Origin of the sequence: Sulfuricurvum sp., assembly GCF_028681615.1 — a bacterium.
Lineage (GTDB): Bacteria > Campylobacterota > Campylobacteria > Campylobacterales > Sulfurimonadaceae > Sulfuricurvum.
Genome location: NZ_JAQUHV010000002.1, coordinates 59,040 through 77,293 on the forward strand (window position 1 = coordinate 59,040; position 18,254 = coordinate 77,293).

At 42.5% G+C, this 18,254-nt stretch carries 15 protein-coding genes and 5 tRNA genes; 19 read left to right on the forward strand and 1 reads right to left on the reverse strand.

The features are described 5' to 3' along the window. Positions 1–48: 48 nt before the first annotated feature. Positions 49–369: a thioredoxin family protein gene (locus tag PHE37_RS03495; RefSeq protein ID WP_299997210.1), complete on the reverse strand. Its 321-nt coding sequence runs from the start codon at positions 367–369 to the stop codon at positions 49–51. Between the two features lie 16 nt (positions 370–385). Here PHE37_RS03495 and PHE37_RS03500 point away from each other — a divergent pair, with 16 nt between their 5' ends. The 19 genes from PHE37_RS03500 (at position 386) to rpoC (ending at position 18,175) form a co-directional block, all read left to right on the forward strand. After that, positions 386–1,273 (forward strand): radical SAM protein, encoded by an 888-nt coding sequence (locus PHE37_RS03500; RefSeq protein WP_299997875.1) that lies wholly within the window; start codon positions 386–388, stop codon positions 1,271–1,273. Beyond that, complete coding sequence (gene corA / locus PHE37_RS03505; RefSeq protein WP_299997873.1) at positions 1,266–2,219, forward strand: magnesium/cobalt transporter CorA; 954 nt, start codon at positions 1,266–1,268, stop codon at positions 2,217–2,219. Before PHE37_RS03500 ends, corA begins: the two co-directional genes overlap by 8 nt. Before the next feature lie 79 nt (positions 2,220–2,298). Continuing rightward, positions 2,299–3,450 carry a sodium:proton exchanger gene (locus PHE37_RS03510; protein WP_299997870.1) on the forward strand — a complete coding sequence of 384 codons (1,152 nt, stop codon included), beginning with the start codon at positions 2,299–2,301 and terminating at the stop codon, positions 3,448–3,450. After that, positions 3,450–4,187: a YaaA family protein gene (locus PHE37_RS03515; protein ID WP_299997867.1), complete on the forward strand. Its 738-nt coding sequence runs from the start codon at positions 3,450–3,452 to the stop codon at positions 4,185–4,187. Before PHE37_RS03510 ends, PHE37_RS03515 begins: the two co-directional genes overlap by 1 nt. A 66-nt stretch (positions 4,188–4,253) precedes the next feature. After that, a tRNA-Thr gene (locus PHE37_RS03520) sits at positions 4,254–4,330 on the forward strand. 55 nt (positions 4,331–4,385) lie between these two features. After that, positions 4,386–4,471 (forward strand) — tRNA-Tyr (locus tag PHE37_RS03525). Positions 4,472–4,474: 3 nt separating this feature from the next. After that, positions 4,475–4,551 (forward strand) — tRNA-Gly (locus tag PHE37_RS03530). A gap of 100 nt (positions 4,552–4,651) precedes the next feature. Beyond that, positions 4,652–4,726, forward strand: a tRNA-Thr gene (locus PHE37_RS03535). 94 nt (positions 4,727–4,820) lie between these two features. Continuing rightward, a complete protein-coding gene (gene tuf, locus PHE37_RS03540; RefSeq protein ID WP_299997929.1) occupies positions 4,821–6,020 on the forward strand; it encodes an elongation factor Tu in 1,200 nt (399 codons plus the stop codon). A 38-nt stretch (positions 6,021–6,058) separates the two neighbouring features. Beyond that, positions 6,059–6,211 carry a 50S ribosomal protein L33 gene (gene rpmG, locus PHE37_RS03545; protein ID WP_013461134.1) on the forward strand — a complete coding sequence of 51 codons (153 nt, stop codon included), beginning with the start codon at positions 6,059–6,061 and terminating at the stop codon, positions 6,209–6,211. A 30-nt stretch (positions 6,212–6,241) separates the two neighbouring features. Beyond that, positions 6,242–6,317, forward strand: a tRNA-Trp gene (locus PHE37_RS03550). A 64-nt stretch (positions 6,318–6,381) separates the two neighbouring features. Further along, positions 6,382–6,567: a preprotein translocase subunit SecE gene (gene secE / locus PHE37_RS03555; protein WP_299997931.1), complete on the forward strand. Its 186-nt coding sequence runs from the start codon at positions 6,382–6,384 to the stop codon at positions 6,565–6,567. 9 nt (positions 6,568–6,576) lie between these two features. Then, positions 6,577–7,107 carry a transcription termination/antitermination protein NusG gene (nusG, locus tag PHE37_RS03560; RefSeq protein ID WP_299997934.1) on the forward strand — a complete coding sequence of 177 codons (531 nt, stop codon included), beginning with the start codon at positions 6,577–6,579 and terminating at the stop codon, positions 7,105–7,107. A gap of 21 nt (positions 7,108–7,128) precedes the next feature. Then, the gene (gene rplK, locus PHE37_RS03565) at positions 7,129–7,554 is read left to right on the forward strand and encodes a 50S ribosomal protein L11 (protein WP_015654570.1); all 426 of its coding nucleotides are present in this window, start codon (positions 7,129–7,131) and stop codon (positions 7,552–7,554) included. A gap of 68 nt (positions 7,555–7,622) precedes the next feature. Continuing rightward, the gene (rplA, locus tag PHE37_RS03570; RefSeq protein WP_299996937.1) at positions 7,623–8,318 is read left to right on the forward strand and encodes a 50S ribosomal protein L1; all 696 of its coding nucleotides are present in this window, start codon (positions 7,623–7,625) and stop codon (positions 8,316–8,318) included. Between the two features lie 121 nt (positions 8,319–8,439). Further along, a complete protein-coding gene (rplJ, locus tag PHE37_RS03575; RefSeq protein WP_299996939.1) occupies positions 8,440–8,925 on the forward strand; it encodes a 50S ribosomal protein L10 in 486 nt (161 codons plus the stop codon). Between the two features lie 69 nt (positions 8,926–8,994). After that, positions 8,995–9,363, forward strand: coding sequence for a 50S ribosomal protein L7/L12 (gene rplL / locus PHE37_RS03580; protein WP_299923300.1), 369 nt, complete (start codon positions 8,995–8,997; stop codon positions 9,361–9,363). Positions 9,364–9,528: 165 nt separating this feature from the next. Then, complete coding sequence (gene rpoB, locus PHE37_RS03585; RefSeq protein WP_299996942.1) at positions 9,529–13,674, forward strand: DNA-directed RNA polymerase subunit beta; 4,146 nt, start codon at positions 9,529–9,531, stop codon at positions 13,672–13,674. Next, positions 13,667–18,175: a DNA-directed RNA polymerase subunit beta' gene (gene rpoC / locus PHE37_RS03590; RefSeq protein ID WP_299996945.1), complete on the forward strand. Its 4,509-nt coding sequence runs from the start codon at positions 13,667–13,669 to the stop codon at positions 18,173–18,175. Before rpoB ends, rpoC begins: the two co-directional genes overlap by 8 nt. Positions 18,176–18,254 lie beyond the last annotated feature (79 nt).

Genomic DNA, 18,254 nt, shown 5'->3' on the forward strand with positions numbered 1-18,254 from the left:
GCTTGCCGCTAAGGCACTAAAGCTTGCCTCCTTGAGGCAGAATAGTGCTTATGAGAGCATAAGCTCATAAGGACGGCGGATGTCTTCAACGACTTCTCCGACACTCATGTGTCGGCTTTTACGTAAAAATTCCCGTCCCTGAAAAAAGATCAGTACAGTCGGAATGGCAAAAACGCTAAAATAGGAAGCAATTTCAGGTGTTTCCGAAATATCGATACTCTCTATTTCGAAAATCGGAAATTCGGTGCTGATAGCTTCAACGAGTTTTGGTTTGAGGGCATGGCATACATTGCAGGTCGGTGCGCTAAAATAGAGCATTACCGCATCATGGGTAGTAAGGGTTTGGTTAATTGTGTCTAAGGTTTGCATAAAGGTATTATAGCTAATGAAATTTCATCGTGCCTATATTGAAATAACCAATGTGTGTGGATTGTCCTGCAGTTTCTGCCCTCCGAAGAGTCAACCGACCTTGACGATGGAGCTGCCTTTTTTCCAATCTGTTGTAGAGCAGCTCCGAGAGTATACGGATGAGATCGCCTTGCATGTGATGGGTGATCCCATGGTGCTTAGTAATCTGAAGAGTTATCTTGATATTGCGTATGCGTGCGGATTGAAAGTGATGATTACCACCAGCGGATTTTATCTCGATTCTATGCGGCGAGAGGCTCTTTTTCATCCTGCACTTCGACAAGTGAATATTTCGTTGAACAGTTTCAATAAAAACAGTGTTGCGCGAACGTTCGAAGCATACATGGAAAACATACTCACACTCTGTGATGAGAAGCTTTCGCAGCAAAGCGATTTCTTTATTAATTTGAGGCTTTGGAATCTCGATGAGGTTCAGAGTGAAAAAGAGTTTAATACGAATCTATTTTCCCTTTTAGAGAATCATTTTGGGCTTCAAGAAGGCGAAATCGTTTCTCAGATGAACGGTGAACGACAATCGATTCGATTGGCATCCAAAATTTTGCTCCATTTTGACCGCTATTTTGAATGGCCGAGTTTGAGCAATACCGTTCTTAGTGACGGATATTGTCATGGTTTAAGCAAACAAATCGCTATTTTGGCAGACGGCCGAGTCGTGCCGTGCTGTTTGGACGGGGAAGGAATTATGGACCTAGGTAACCTTCGAGCAACAAATTTGGGTAAAATTCTGATATCGAAACGCTCCCTTGCCATCAGAGAAGGGTTTGCCAAAGGGCAATGCAGCGAGGAGCTGTGTCAAAAATGCAGTTATAAAGAGCGATTTAGGAAAGGACTATCCAATGATTAAATGTTATGTCCGTAATGAAAATGCAATTGCGTTTATCGATACGATGTCGGAACTTGACGGCGACGTAATCGAAAAAGTGATCTGGATTGATATGCTAATGCCGACGTATGATGAGATTGTTTTCATCGAAAATACGTTTAATATTAAATTCCCGACCAAACAAGAGACCGAAGAGATTGAGATCAGTTCGCGTTATTGGGAAGAGAACGATCGTATTGAAATCAATAGCTATTTCTTGGTTACGTCAACTCCACATTCGCATAATGAAACGGTATCATTTATCCTTTACCGGGATCTTTTGATTTCGATCCGATACACGACACTTTATACATTTGATGAATTTAACCGCAAATTCTTTGCCACACCGAAACAGTTTGAGACCGGGTACGATATTTTTTGCCAGATTTTAGATATCCGTATCGATGCCGATGCCGATATCATTGAAAAACTTTCAAAAGATATTACCCGTGTCCGTAAACATGTTTTGACCGACTATACAAACGAAGACGAAGAGATATTGGAACGTATTTCATCATTAGAAGACCTGAATATGCAGATACGTGAAAATCTAAACGATAAGCAGCGTATTTTGAGTGCTTTTTTGAAGTCGAGCAAATACAAACATTCTCTTAAGCACGACGTTACCGTCATGCTTAAAGACATTAAGTCGCTGATTGACTATACCGACTTCAATTTTGAGCGTCTTGATTATCTCCAAAATATTTTCGTCGGTGTTTTGAGCATTGAACAAAATAAAGTCATCAAAATGTTTACGATCGTCAATGTCGTATTTCTCCCTCCAACCTTGATTGCAAGTATTTATGGGATGAACTTTGATCTTTTACCGGAATTGCATTGGCAGTACGGCTATCTGCTCTCTATCATCATGATGATTATTTCATCGATATTGCCGGTCTATATCTTTAAACGAAAAGGTTGGATTTAAAGATATAAATCAACTTAAGTACTAAATATGGTACTATTTTAAACACGGCTTTTTGATAGCTATTATAAAGGATACAATTTTGGATAGGCGGATACGCTATTTTATTGAAGATTATTGGGACATCTTTATAGGTGTAGTTTCAATCGCATTAGCTTTTATATTTAACGCTCAACATGAATCTTCTCTTTCAACAGTGTTCGCGGCAATCGGAATTGCCGCACTCTCTCTAACGGTTGCCGAAGTGGCCGATATCCTCTCTGAACGTCTTCATGAACCTTACGGAAGCTTTGTCCTTACGTTCAGCGCGGTAGCCGTCGAAATCATCCTTCTGTATGTTATTTTACTCGAAGTACGTCATTCTCCTGAAGTGTTAGAGACCGTCAAAGGGGGGATTATCTCCGCTGTTATTGTGGATTTGAATGTCTTGTTGGGGCTTGCCGTCTTTTTAGGTGGCTTGGCCTTTACCCAGCAACAGCATAATAAAGAGACTTCCAGTGCCTATACGACCGTTTTATTTGTTGCGTCCAGTGCTTTATTGGTTCCGGGACTTCTTAGCCATACGGATCATGGGATTGATTCATTGACGCATGTAAGCCATTTGATTGCCGGAGTCTTGCTTCTTTTTTACATTATTATTTTTATTTTTCAAACCCGAACCCATACCCATTTTTTTAAAGCGACCGCACGAAGCCGTTTCTTCCGTCTCAAACGAAAGCTTCAAGAAGAGGAAGATGCCGAAATCGATGAAAACGATTCCAGTGATTATATTTTTGAACACCTAAGTACGCCTATTAATTTTATTGCAATCTTCGGTTTAATTGCCGTTATTGCATTCGGCGCGGAGATATTTGCAGGGAACGGGGTTGTAATAGCACGTGAACATGGTATATCGGCCGGCTTGGCCGGTCTTGTAATCGCAATTATTAGTGTTTCTCCTGAAATCTTTACTGCAGTACGTGCTGCACGTAACGACCAGATTCAGCGGGTTGTTAATATTGCGATGGGGGCATCGACGGTATCTATTATCCTTACTGTACCTATTCTGATGCTATTGGCCTATTTTTCAGGGATCAATCTGACGCTTGATTTTAATCCGCTCCAAATCGGTGCACTGCTGCTGACCATTCTATTGGTCTGGAAAACAACGGATGAGGGTGAGACGAACTATTTCGAGGGGGCGTCACATATGATGTTTTTCCTTAGTTACGCCATTATTGCCGCCTATTACTGATGGTTATTTTATTTGCACCCAGCGAAGGGAAAAAAGAGGGAGGGACGCATCCTGCATTAAGTCCCGATAAACTTATATTCTCTGAGCTTTATTCAAAACGTCTCGATGTCATTAAACAGTATGAAGATGTGATCCGTAATGGCAATAATGAAGCTCTTTTTGAGCTTTTTGGAATTAAAGATACCAAAGAATATGAACGTTATCGTGTCCCATTTTCTTCAGCTCCGACAATGAAAGCGATAGAGCGTTATGACGGTGTTGCCTATGATTATCTGGATTATCAAAGCCTTTCTTCTGAATCTAAAGAGTATCTTGATGTTAATGTTATCCTTTTCTCCAATCTTTTCGGACCGATTCGATCAGGCGATTTTATCCCCGATTATAAGCTTAAACAAGGTGCAGCGATTGGGGCATTTGCACCTGATAAATATTACAAAGAACATTTTTCCGTCGCATTGAATGATCTGGTCGGTGATCAGGAAATATTAGATTTACGTGCAGGGTTTTACGATAAATTTTATATTCCAACAAAACAAACGACAACGTTGAAGTTTTTAAAAGAGGGAAAAGTGGTGAGCCATTGGGCGAAAGCTTACCGTGGTATCATACTGCGTAAAGTTGCTGAACATCAAATAAGAACAATTGAAGAACTTTTAGCCTTGAATATTGAGGGGTTATTTTTGAATGAAATTGTTGAGACAAAAAAGAAAAAAGAGGTTATTTATACAATCGTATAATTTTCTTTAAAATACGCTTGACATTTTAGTAAAGAGTGTATATAATTTCGGCTCCATTTCACCAATGCCGGCATAGCTCAGTTGGCTAGAGCAATTGATTTGTAATCAATAGGCCCGGGGTTCAAATCCTCGTGCCGGCACCATTGAATGAAATCGGAACGCATTACATTTATCAGTGTTAGACCAGATTATGGCCGTGGTGAGATACTCAAGTGGCCAACGAGGGCAGACTGTAAATCTGCTGATTTTTATCTTCGAAGGTTCGAATCCTTCTCTCACCACCATCTGCGGGAATAGCTCAGTTGGCTAGAGCGTCAGCCTTCCAAGCTGAATGTCGCGAGTTCGAGTCTCGTTTCCCGCTCCACTGGGAGCTGAAGTATACATTTCATAATTACTACTTCATCATTACCTTAAAACGTAAAATAGTTTTTAAGCTTCCAAATACATATTTATCATTGTTTTATGCTCACGTGGCTCAGGGGTAGAGCACTTCCTTGGTAAGGAAGAGGTCGGCGGTTCAAATCCGCTCGTGAGCTCCAGTAATAATTTTGTAATTTTTGAAAGCTTGAAAGCTATTTCAGCTGTTTTTTGGTATAATTCCAATTTCATTTACACATTCAGTCGGAGGACACTATGGCAAAAGAGAAGTTTCAGCGTAATAAACCACATTGTAACATCGGAACAATCGGTCACGTTGACCACGGTAAAACTACATTAACAGCAGCTATTACAGCTGTACTTGCAGTAACAAACGGTGCTGCAATGATGGATTACGATCAAATCGATAACGCTCCTGAAGAGCGCGAACGCGGTATTACGATCGCTACTTCACACGTTGAATACGAAACAGACAACCGTCACTATGCACACGTTGACTGTCCTGGGCATGCCGACTATGTTAAAAACATGATCACCGGTGCTGCACAAATGGATGGTGCTATTCTTGTTGTTTCTGCAGCGGATGGCCCAATGCCACAAACACGTGAGCACATTCTTCTTTCTAAACAAGTCGGTGTACCATACATCGTTGTTTTCATGAACAAAGAAGATATGGTTGACGATGAAGAGCTTCTTGAACTCGTTGAGATGGAAATCCGCGAACTTCTTGATACTTATGATTTCCCGGGTGACGATACACCAATCGTAGCTGGTTCTGCTCTTAAAGCACTTGAAGAAGCAAAAACTGGTACTCTTGGTGAATGGTCAGCAAAAATTCAAAAATTGATGGCAGAAGTAGATCGCTATATCCCACAACCTATGCGTGAAACGGATAAAGATTTCTTGATGCCTGTAGAGGACGTTTTCTCTATCTCTGGTCGTGGAACCGTTGTAACAGGTCGTATCGAACGTGGTACAATCAAAATCGGTGAAACAATCGAGATCGTTGGTATCCGTGATACACAAACAACTACCGTAACCGGTGTTGAAATGTTCCGTAAAGAAATGGAAATGGGTGAAGCAGGTGACAACTGTGGTCTTCTTCTCCGTGGTACTAAGAAAGAAGATGTTGAGCGTGGACAAGTTCTTTGTAAACCTAAATCAATCACTCCTCACACTAAATTTGAGGCTGAGATTTACGTATTGAGCAAAGAAGAAGGTGGACGTCATACTCCATTCTTTAACGGTTACCGCCCACAATTCTACGTTCGTACAACAGACGTAACAGGTGCGATTACTTTGCAAGAAGGTACTGAAATGGTTATGCCTGGTGATAACGTAAAAATTATCGCTGAATTGATCCATCCGATCGCGATGGAAGAGGGTACTCGCTTCGCTATCCGTGAAGGTGGACGTACTGTCGGTGCTGGGGTTGTTTCTAAAATCCTTGCATAATTTTCCCCAACCTTCGGGTTGGACTAATAAGGTAAAACATGCGTGAAAATATCCATTTAGCGTGTGAAAAGTGTACTCGTCGTAACTATCACACTACTAAAAACAAAAAAACTCACACTGAGAAGTTCTCAGTACGTAAGTTTTGTAAATTTTGCCGTGAGCACACGGTTCATAAAGAAGCAAAACTTTAATTATCAGTTCCCTCTTCGGAGGGTTTTTATAGGTCAGTAGTTCCAATGGTAGAGCGCCGGATTCCAAATCCGATTGTTGGGGGTTCGAATCCCTCCTGACCTGCCACTCATTTTCTACTAATGATGCTTGAGAGCGTTATTCGTTGGAAATGTCCGAAGGATACAAATAGATGAAAAACAACCTAAACCATTACATTCATAATGCGAAAATGGAACTTGCAAAAGTTATTTTCCCTATGAAGCCGCAAGTTAAACAAGCATTTATTGCCGTGGTCGCTGTTGTTACGTTTATTGTATTGTTCTTAGCACTAGTTGATTTGATTATGTCATCAACTGTTTCAGCAATTTTGAGTTAAGGAAAAAACATGGCACATCGTTGGTACTCGATTCAAACCTATGCCGGTAGTGAGCGCAGTGTTAAAGCCGCTATCGAAAATATTATTGCTGAAAATCATCTTGAAGACGTTATTACTGAAGTAATCGTTCCGACAGAAGACGTTATTGAAGTAAAAAACGGAAAAAAGAAAATTACTGAGCGTTCATTGTATTCAGGTTATGTATTTGCAAATATGGATCTTTCCATCGATTTGCAGCACCGTATCCAATCACTACCGCGTGTAGCCGGTTTTATTGGTGAATCCAATAAGCCGACACCGTTGAGCGATAATGACATTGCGGTCATCTTGGATCGTGTTACTAACCGTTCGGCTCCGAAACCGAAAGTATTCTTCGAGAACGGTGAGATGGTTCGTATCGTAGACGGTCCGTTTGCGAACTTTACCGGAACCGTTGACGAATACGATCTTGAACACGGTACATTGAAACTCAACGTTTCTATCTTCGGACGTAGTACTCCGGTGGATATTTCGTATACCCAAGTCGAAAAAATAATTTAATCTCAAAAAAAGGAAGCACAAATGGCAAAGAAAATTACGGGCTACATCAAGTTGCAAGTACAAGCCGGCGCTGCTAATCCAGCCCCTCCGGTTGGACCAGCACTCGGTCAACGTGGTGTTAACATCATGGAATTTTGTAAGGCGTTCAACGAGCGTACAAAAGATAAGGCAGGTTTTAAACTCCCTGTAGTTATTACAGTATATGCGGACAAAACGTTCTCTTTCATCACAAAACAACCCCCTGCATCTGCTCTCATTATGAAAGCGGCTGGACTTAAAAAAGGGACTGATAATCCGATGAAAAACAAAGTGGGTAAAATCACTAAAGCTCAATTGATGGAAATCGTTAAGCAAAAAATTCAAGATATGAATACAGATGATATCGATGCAGCTGCGGCAACAATCGCCGGTTCTGCTCGTTCAATGGGTGTTGATATCGTAGATTAATTTCTACAAAGCTCTTCGACCGCAAAGAGAATAAATCTTGCGGCAGATTCTAATATTGGAGAATTCAAATGGCTGGAAAACGCTACAAACAACTTAGTGAAAAAATTGATATGGCAAAAAGCTACTCTGTAGCCGATGCTGCAGCTTTTGTAAAAGAGCTTAAATCTGCAAAATTCGATGAAACTGTCGAAATCGCATTGAACCTAGGCGTTGACCCACGTCACGCTGACCAAATGATCCGTGGCGCGGTTGTGCTTCCTCACGGTACGGGTAAAGTGGTTCGTGTTGCAGTTTTTGCAAAAGGTGCAAAAGTTGACGAAGCAAAAAATGCAGGTGCCGATATCGTAGGTGCTGAAGATTTGGTTGAGCAAATCAAAGCAGGTAATATCAACTTCGATATCGTTGTTGCTGCACCTGATTGTATGGGTCTTGTAGGTCAAGTAGGACGTATCCTCGGGCCAAAAGGGATGATGCCGAATCCTAAGACCGGTACTGTTACTGCGGATATCGCAAAAGCGGTTAGCAATGTTAAAGGCGGACAAGTCAATTTCCGTGTTGATAAAAAAGGGAACATCCATGCCGGTATCGGTAAAGTGAGTTTCGACACAGATAAAATTGCTGAAAATATCAAAGCTTTTGTCGGTGCTATCAACCGTGCTAAACCGTCGACTGCAAAAGGTCGCTACATCAAAAACGCAGCATTGTCACTTACTATGAGCCCTGCAATCAAATTCGAAACACAAGAATTATTAGACATCCGTTAAGGTGTCTTTTGACAAAGCTTGCTTTGTCTTTATCTTATGGACTGAAGACAGTAGGGGGCCAAGGCCTTAATCAGAAATCTTCTGCCCCGCTTGAAGTTGTTATGTCTGGAAAGGAGAAACTATGAATAAATCACAGAAATCTGAGATTGTTAGTAATCTAACTAATGAGTTCAAATCTTCTGCTGCAGTTATTATGTGTGACTATCGCGGTTTAGCAGTGTCTGAACTTGAAGCACTTCGTAAAATTGCACGTGAAAAAGATTCAAAAGTTCAAGTTGTAAAAAATACACTTGCAACTATCGCTTTGAACAATGCAGAGATGAGCGGTATCGAAATTAAAGATACTAACATTTTCGTTTGGGGACCTGATGCAATCGCTGCTTCAAAAACAGCAGTTGATTTCGCAAAAGCAAATGATAAGTTTGTGATCCGAACGGCTTACATTGACGGCGAAGCTGCTGATGAGAACAAAGTTCGTGCATTTGCTACCCTACCGGGCCGCGAAGAGTTGCTTGGAATGTTGGCATCTGTATGGATGGGACCAGTTCGCAACTTTACAATCGGACTCGATGCGCTTAAACGTAAAAAAGAAGAAGCAGCAGCTTAATTGCTTCTTTGAAAAAACGCTGATAGAGATGTCGGCATAACAAAATAAAAATACCAATAGGAGAATACTATGGCTGTAACTAAAGAAGATGTTCTTGAGTTTATCTCAAACCTTTCTGTCCTCGAGCTTTCTGAGCTTGTAAAAGAATTCGAAGAAAAATTCGGAGTATCTGCTCAACCGGTAGCGGTTGCTGGCGGCGCTGTTGTTGCTGAAGCTGCAGAAGAAAAAACTGAATTCGATGTTATCTTGAAAGACGGTGGTGAGAAAAAAATCAACGTTATTAAAGTAGTACGTGCTATGACTGGTCTTGGTCTTAAAGAAGCAAAAGACGCTGTTGAAGGTGCACCTACAACAATTAAAGAAGGTATCTCTAAACAAGATGCTGAAGCAGCTAAAAAAGAACTTGAAGAAGCTGGTGCTTCTGTCGAAATCAAATAATCATTTTGATTGGAGGCTGACGCCTCCACCTCCCACAGGGCACTTTACGAAGCGGATTTTAGCTTCTTCGTAAAGTGCCCATACGTCGTTATAGGGTCGAGGACGCTCGACTTATAGACTTTGCACTTATCCCTATGGGATCAAAAACTTCGATTGAGGTAGCCTATGTTAAACACTCTTCACTCCGGAAACCGCTTGCGCGTTGATTTCGCGAAAACTCCCCAACAAATTGAAGTACCAAACTTGTTACAACTTCAACAAAGTTCTTATGAATCCTTTTTGATGTTGGATCAAAAAGATCGATCCAAAAGTGGTATCGAACGTGTATTTCAATCGGTATTTCCGATCCATGATTCTCAAAACCGTCTTTCACTTGAATATTTAGGTTCTGAAGTAGGACGTCCAAAGTACACTGTACGCGAATGTATGGAACGCGGATTGACCTATTCTGTATCGCTACGTATGAAAACACGTCTAATGATTTGGGATCGTGACGAAAACACCAAAGAAAAAACCGGTGTAAAAGATATTAAAGAACAAACCATTTTTATTCGTGACATTCCTTTAATGACAGATCGTACTTCCTTTGTCATCAACGGTGTAGAGCGTGTTGTTGTTAATCAACTCCACCGTTCACCTGGGGTTATCTTCAAAGAAGAAGAATCGACTACAGCCGGAAGCAAAATGATATTTACCGGTCAGATTATTCCTGACCGCGGTTCATGGCTTTATTTTGAGTACGATCCGAAAGATATTCTTTACATGCGTATCAATAAACGCCGTAAAGTTCCGGTTACAATCATGTTCCGTGCGCTCGGATACAGTAAACAAGACATTTTAAAAATGTTCTATCCACTGCAAAAAATTCGTGTCGAAGAAAACAAATATTTGATGGATTTCGATCCTGAACATTTTGCAGGACGTTTAGGATACGATTTGATCGACAGCGACGGAAAATTATTGGTTGCTGCCGGTAAACGTCTTTCAGCGAAAAAAGCGGAAAAATTGATTGCAGACGGTGTTACTGCGATTCAGTATCCGATTGAAACATTGATTGAACGTCATTTAGCTGAGCCGATCATTGATGCTGTGACCGGTGAAGTGATGTTTGATACGATGGCACAGCTTGATGAGACTAAACTCAAAAAAATGATCGAGTCTGGCGTTAAAGAGTTTGTTATTGCGAACGACTTGGCAGAAGGACATGACAGCGCTATCATCAACGCGTTTATCGCGGATGCCGATTCATTAAAACTACTCCGTCAAACGGAAATTATTGAAGATGAAAACGATCTTGCTGCGATTCGTATTTATAAAGTAATGCGTCCTGGTGAGCCGGTAACAAAAGAAGCGGCAAAAGTTTTTGTCAATCAACTTTTCTTCGATCCTGAACGTTATGATTTAACTCGCGTCGGACGTATGAAAATGAATCACAAATTGGGTCTTAACATACCTGAATATGTGACTGTTTTGACGAATGAAGACATCATCAATACCGTTAAATACGTCGTAAAAGTTAAAAACGGTCAAGGTCACATCGATGACCGTGACCACCTCGGTAACCGACGTATCCGTTCAATCGGGGAGTTGCTCGGTAACGAGTTACACAATGGTTTGATCAAAATGCAAAAAGCGATCAAAGATAAACTATCCACGATGAGCGGTCCGACCACCGAGTTGATGCCGCATGATTTGATCAATTCAAAAATGATCACTTCTACGATTATGGAGTTCTTCAGCGGCGGACAATTGTCTCAGTTTATGGACCAAACGAATCCGTTATCGGAAGTTACCCACAAACGTCGTCTTTCAGCACTTGGAGAAGGCGGTCTTGTAAAAGAACGTGCTGGATTTGAAGTGCGTGACGTTCACCCGACACACTACGGACGTATCTGTCCGATTGAGACTCCTGAGGGACAAAACATCGGTTTGATCAATACGTTGGCAACTTATTCTAAAGTTAATGAACACGGATTTATCGAAGCGCCGTATAATGTTGTTAAAGACGGTGTCGTAACTTCTGAAGTTGTCTATTTGACAGCGACCCAAGAAGAAGGAAAAGTTATTGCTGCGGCATCAAGCCGTATCGATGAAAACGGTAACTTCTTGGACGATTTGGTTGAAACGCGCCAAGACGGTGAATATCCTCTTGTTTCTCCTAAAGAGTGTGAACTTCGTGACTTGACACCACATATGGTTGTCGGTGTTGCAGCGAGCTTGATTCCATTCTTGGAACACGATGACGCGAACCGTGCCTTGATGGGATCGAACATGCAACGTCAAGCTGTGCCGTTGTTGCGTCCTGAAGCACCAATGGTCGGTACCGGAGTTGAAAAACTCGTTGCTCGCGACTCATGGGAATGTGTTAAAGCAGATCGCAGCGGTATCGTTGAAAAAGTCGATTCAAAACACATCTACGTGATGGGTGAAGATGAAGACGGAACCTTTATCGATTATTACCCGTTGCAAAAAAATCTTCGTACCAACCAAAATACGACGTTCTTGCAAAAACCGATCGTTAAACAAGGGCAAATGGTAACGAAAGGTCAAATCATCGCGGACGGTCCGAATATGGATCAAGGCGAATTGGCACTCGGTATCAATGCACTCGTCGCGTTTATGCCGTGGAACGGGTATAACTTCGAGGATGCGATCGTTATGTCTGAGCGTATGATCCGCGAAGATGCGTTTACCTCCGTTCATATCTATGAGAAAGAGGCGGAAGCGCGCGAACTCAAACACGGTGTAGAAGAGATTACACGTGATATCCCGAATGTTCGTGATGATGAACTTTCTCATCTTGATGACAGCGGTATCGTAAAAATAGGTACGTATGTTAAAGGTGGGATGATCCTCGTCGGTAAAGTTTCTCCGAAAGGTGAAGTAAAACCGACCCCTGAAGAGCGTTTATTGCGTGCTATCTTCGGTGAAAAAGCGGGTCATGTCGTTAACAAATCACTCTACTGTACACCAAGTATGGAAGGGGTTGTCGTTGACGTTAAAGTCTTCACTAAAAAAGGGTACGACAAAGATCCACGTACGCTAGAACTTGAAAAACAAGAGCGCGATGAACTTGAACGCGAACACTACGATCGTCTTTTGATGATCGATAAAGAAGAGATGCTTCGTATCGTCTCATTGCTCACTAAGCATCCGTTGCTAAGCGATGTAAGCATCAACGGCAACGAGTATAAAGCGGGTGAAAACGTCAAAGCGGACGATCTTAAAGAAGTTAACCGTTTTGCGATGAATAACGTTGTTAAAGCATTCAGCGACGATATTCAAGAGAAATACAACCAAACGAAAAACCACTTCCAAAAAGAGAAGAAAAAATTCCGTGACGAACACGAAGAAAAACTCTCTATCTTGGAAAAAGACGACATCCTCCCTAACGGTGTTGTTAAATTCGTAAAAGTCTATATCGCGACAAAACGTAAACTCAAAGTCGGGGATAAAATGGCGGGACGTCATGGGAATAAAGGTATCGTCTCTACGATCGTTCCTCAAGTTGACATGCCGTACATGGCGAACGGACGATCCGTTGACGTTTGTTTGAATCCGCTCGGGGTTCCGTCTCGTATGAACATCGGGCAAATCCTTGAGATGCACCTTGGTATGGTCGGTAAAGAGCTTGGATTCCAAATTCAAGATATTTTTGAAGCAAAACAAAAAGAGTTTATCGGTGACTTACGCAGTAAAATGATTACATTTGCGGATGTTGCAGGACTTATGAACGCGGCTAAAGTACTTGGTGAGATGGATGATCAAACGCTTCTAGGCTATGCACAAGACTGGTCAAAAGGGGTTAAATTCGCGACACCTATTTTTGAAGGGGTTACCGAAGCAGAATTCGCAAAACTATTTGAGTTGGCGAAACTTGACACTGACGGCAAAATGGAACTTTACGACGGTAAAACCGGCGATAAAATGAAAGAACGCGTTAACGTCGGGTATATGTATATGCTTAAACTTCATCACTTGGTTGATGAGAAAGTGCATGCACGTTCAACCGGACCATACTCACTCGTTACACAACAACCGGTCGGGGGTAAAGCGCTCTTCGGTGGACAACGTTTCGGGGAAATGGAAGTATGGGCTCTTGAAGCATATGGTGCTTCTGCTGTTCTTAAAGAGATGTTGACCATCAAATCAGATGATGTTGATGGACGTGTACGTGCTTATAAAGCAATTACAAAAGGGGAGAGTGTACCAGCATCAGGTATCCCTGAAACACTCTTCGTATTAACTAAAGAGCTCCAATCATTGGCGCTTGATATTGAGATTTTTGACGAGGTGGATGACAATGAGTAAATTAGTACCAGTTGCCGTAACTGAAGATAATCGTCCGGTCGATATTAAACAGATCCAATTCCGACTCGCGTCTCCGGAGAGAATTCTCTCATGGAGCCACGGTGAAGTAAAAAAACCAGAAACGATCAACTACCGTACCCTTAAACCGGAACGTGACGGTTTGTTTTGTGCCAAAATTTTCGGGCCGGTTCGTGATTACGAATGTCTGTGCGGAAAATACAAAAAGATGCGTTACAAAGGTGTTATTTGTGAAAAATGTGGGGTTGAAGTAACTTCTGCAAAGGTACGTCGTACACGTATGGGGCACATTGATCTCGTTACTCCGGTAGCACACATCTGGTACGTCAGTTCACTTCCAAGCCGTATCGGTACGTTGCTCGGTGTGAAGATGAAAGACCTTGAACGCGTATTGTATTACGAAGCCTACATCGTTAAAAACGGCGGAGAAGCGTACTATGACGGTGAGCAAACCTCTGCGGTTCTTAAATACGACGTATTGAACGAAGAGCAATACCGTACATTGGTACAACGTTACGGGGACAGCGGTTTCTCAGCAGAGATGGGTGGATCAGCGGTTCGCGAATTGCTCGATGAACTTGACTTAGTTGATCTTTTCTCAGCTTTGAAAGAAGAAGTTGCTGGGACAAACTCTGAAGCAAAACGTAAAACAATCGTTAAACGTTTGAAAGTTATCGAGTCGTTCTTGAACTCAGGGAACAATCCGGCGTGGATGATGCTTACAGCATTGCCGGTTCTTCCTCCTGAACTTCGTCCGTTGGTCAGCCTTGATGGCGGAAAATTCGCGGTATCGGATGTCAATGACCTCTATCGTCGTGTAATCAACCGTAACCAACGTTTGAAGCGTTTGATCGAACTTGAAGCACCGGAAATTATTGTCCGCAATGAAAAACGTATGCTTCAAGAAGCAGTCGATGCGTTATTCGACAACGGCCGTCGTGCAAATGCGGTTAAAGGTGCGAACAAACGTCCGTTGAAATCACTCTCCGAGATCATCAAAGGTAAACAAGGGCGTTTCCGTCAAAACCTTCTCGGTAAACGTGTTGACTTCTCTGGACGTTCCGTTATCGTTGTTGGACCAAACCTTCAAATGGATCAGTGCGGATTGCCGAAACAAATGGCATTGGAACTATTTAAACCGCATTTGATCGCAAAACTTGAAGATAAAGGGTATGCGACAACCGTTAAAGCGGCTAAAAAAATGATCGAAGAGAAAACCAACGAAGTTTGGGAATGTTTAGCGGAAATCGTAGAAGGTTATCCGATTATGCTAAACCGTGCACCTACGTTGCATAAACTCTCAATCCAAGCGTTTCACCCGAAATTGATTGACGGTAAAGCGATCCAATTGCATCCTCTCGTTTGTGCCGCTTTCAATGCGGACTTCGACGGTGACCAAATGGCAGTCCACGTTCCACTCAGTGCCGAAGCGATTGCAGAATGTAAAGTATTGATGCTCTCTTCTATGAACATCTTGCTTCCTGCATCGGGTAAAGCGATCGCGACACCTTCACAAGATATGGTCTTGGGTCTATATTATTTGACACTTGGCAAAAATGATGTGAAGGGATCGAATAAACTTTTCAGCTGCGTTGATGAGATTATGATCGCGTTAGAGCATAATGCACTTGATTTGCACGCAAAAGTGCGTACACGTGTTGACGGCCGTGTGATTCATACGACTGCGGGACGCATGATTCTTCAGTCGATCCTTCCGGATTTCGTTCCTGCGGAATTGTGGAACGTTGTTATGAAAAAGAAAAATATCTCCGCGTTGGTTGACTATGTTAATAAACACGGCGGTATTGCAGTAACAGCTGGATTCTTGGATGATTTGAAAAATCTCGGTTTCAAATATGCAACCAAATCGGGTGTCTCTATTTCTATCACGGACATCATTATCCCTGAAATGAAAGCGGGATTGATCGTTGCATCTAAAAACCGTGTTAAAGAGATTCAAAAACAGTTCGAAGCGGGTCTATTGACCGAGCAAGAGCGTTATAATAAAATCATTGACGTCTGGACAGATACCAACAACACCGTCGCAGGCGGAATGATGGAATTGATCCAAAACGATAAAGCCGGGTTTAACTCGATCTTTATGATGGCGGACTCCGGAGCGCGGGGATCTGCGGCTCAAATTCGTCAGCTCGCCGGTATGCGTGGTTTGATGGCGAAACCGGACGGTTCGATTATTGAAACTCCGATTATTTCGAACTTTAAAGAGGGTCTAAACGTCCTTGAGTACTTTATTTCTACCCATGGTGCTCGTAAAGGTCTTGCGGATACCGCACTTAAAACGGCGAATGCGGGTTATTTGACTCGTAAACTCGTTGACGTTGCTCAAAACGTGAAAATCGTTGAACACGATTGCGGTACACATGAAGGGATTGAACTGACTGATATCTCTGTCGGTAATGAATTGATCGAACCACTCGAAGACCGTATTTACGGCCGTGTATTGGCAGAAGATGCGATTGACCCGATTACGAATGAGATTCTTTATTCTGAGGGAACATTGATCGATGAGATCAAAGCTTCTAAAGTGATCGAAGCCGGTATTAAATCGGTTCAAATCCGTACTCCGACAACATGTAAATCAGAGGGTGGCGTATGTGCCCTATGTTACGGACTTAACCTTGGAAGCGGCGGAATCGTTAAACGCGGTGAAGCGGTCGGTATCATCGCTGCTCAGTCGATCGGGGAGCCGGGTACACAGTTGACCCTTCGCACCTTCCACGTCGGGGGAACGGCATCAAGTACACGTGAAGAGCGTCAAGTCATTGCAACGAAAGAGGGATTCATCCGTTATCACAACATGAAAACCTACCTTTCAAAAGAGGGTAAACAAATCGTTGCAAACCGTCGTAATGCAGCAATCTTGTTGGTTGAACCGAAAATCAAAGCGCCGTTTAACGGAACGTTAGAGATTCAAACGATTCATGATGAGATCATCGTCAGTGTTAAAGGCGAAAGCCAAACCGTTCGCTATACCCTACGTAAAAACGAAGTGGCTAAACCGAACGAACTTGCCGGTGTCAGCGGTAAAATTGAAGGTAAATTCTTCCTTCCGTATGAATCTGCAACAGCAGTTAAAATGGATGAATCAATCGTTGAAACGATAAAAGACGGATGGAATGTACCTAATCGTATTCCGTATGCGTCAGAAATTCAAGTAAAAGACGGTGCACCGATCACGCAAAAAATTTACGCGAAAGAGAAAGGGGTTGTTAAATACTACCTTCTCAAAGGCGATTATCTTGAGCGACATTATGAGATCAAAAAAGGTCACAGTGTTGAAGAAAAAGGTCTTTTTGCCGTTGTTGCCGATAGTGAAGAACGTGAAGCGATCCGTCACTATATTGCACGCGGTTCTGTGATCGAAGTAAGCGATAACGAAGCGGTCAAAGCAGATACTTTGATCGCTAAACCGGTAAAAGAAGAATCAGTAGTTGTAGCAGAATGGGATCCGTACTCGAATCCGATTATTTCTGAAACCGACGGTGTCATCACATTCGAAGACATTATTCCGGGAGTTACTGCTTCCGAGCAGTTTGACGAACTCACCGGTAAAACCCGTTTGATGATCAACGAATATGTTGCTCCTGAATTCAAACCGGCGATCGTTCTTGCTGCCAATGACGGTTCAGTTATCCGTTACGCGGTTGAACCGAAAACAGCGATTTTTGCACAAGATAGAGCCGATGTTAAAGTCGCGGATATCTTGGCGAGAACACCGAAAGCGCTCCAAAAATCACGCGATATCACCGGGGGTCTTCCGCGGGTTTCTGAGCTTTTCGAAGCACGTAAACCTAAAGAGATCGCTCTTATCGCAGAACTTGACGGGGTGGTAAGCTTCGGTAAACCGCTTCGCGGAAAAGAACGCATCTTGATTACTTCGGATAACGGAATGGTTAAAGAGTACTTTGTTGATAAAAATCTTGTTGCATTGGTTCATCCGGGTGAGTTCGTTCACGCCGGCGAGCGTTTGACCGACGGTATCGTCAGCTCACACGAGATTTTGAGAATCTTGGGTGTCAAAGCATTGTATAACTACCTTGTCAGTGAAGTCCAACAAGTTTATCGCCGTCAAGGGGTTAACATCGCGGACAAACACATCGAAGTTATCTTTACTCAGATGTTGCGTCAGATCAAAATCCTCCGTTCAGGGGATACTAAATTTATCGAGGGTGATGTTGTTTCTAAAGCACAATTCAAAGTGGAGAACGAAAAAATCCTTCGTCTCGGCGGAGAGCCTGCGATTGCTGAACCGTATCTTGTAGGTATTACCCGTGCTGCGGTCAGTGCTGACTCGATTATCTCAGCTGCATCGTTCCAAGATACGACTAAAGTATTGACGGAAGCGGCTGTATCGGCGAAAATCGACGATTTGACCGACTTGAAAGAGAATGTCATCATTGGTCGTACGATCCCGGTCGGAACCGGTATCTACAAAGATCAAAAAATGGTTTTTGGCGACTAATTAATATCTTTTCGGTTGCCTGTGAAAGCAGGCACCGATTTTCTTCTTCACACTTACAACTTCCTTAAAATAAGCTCAA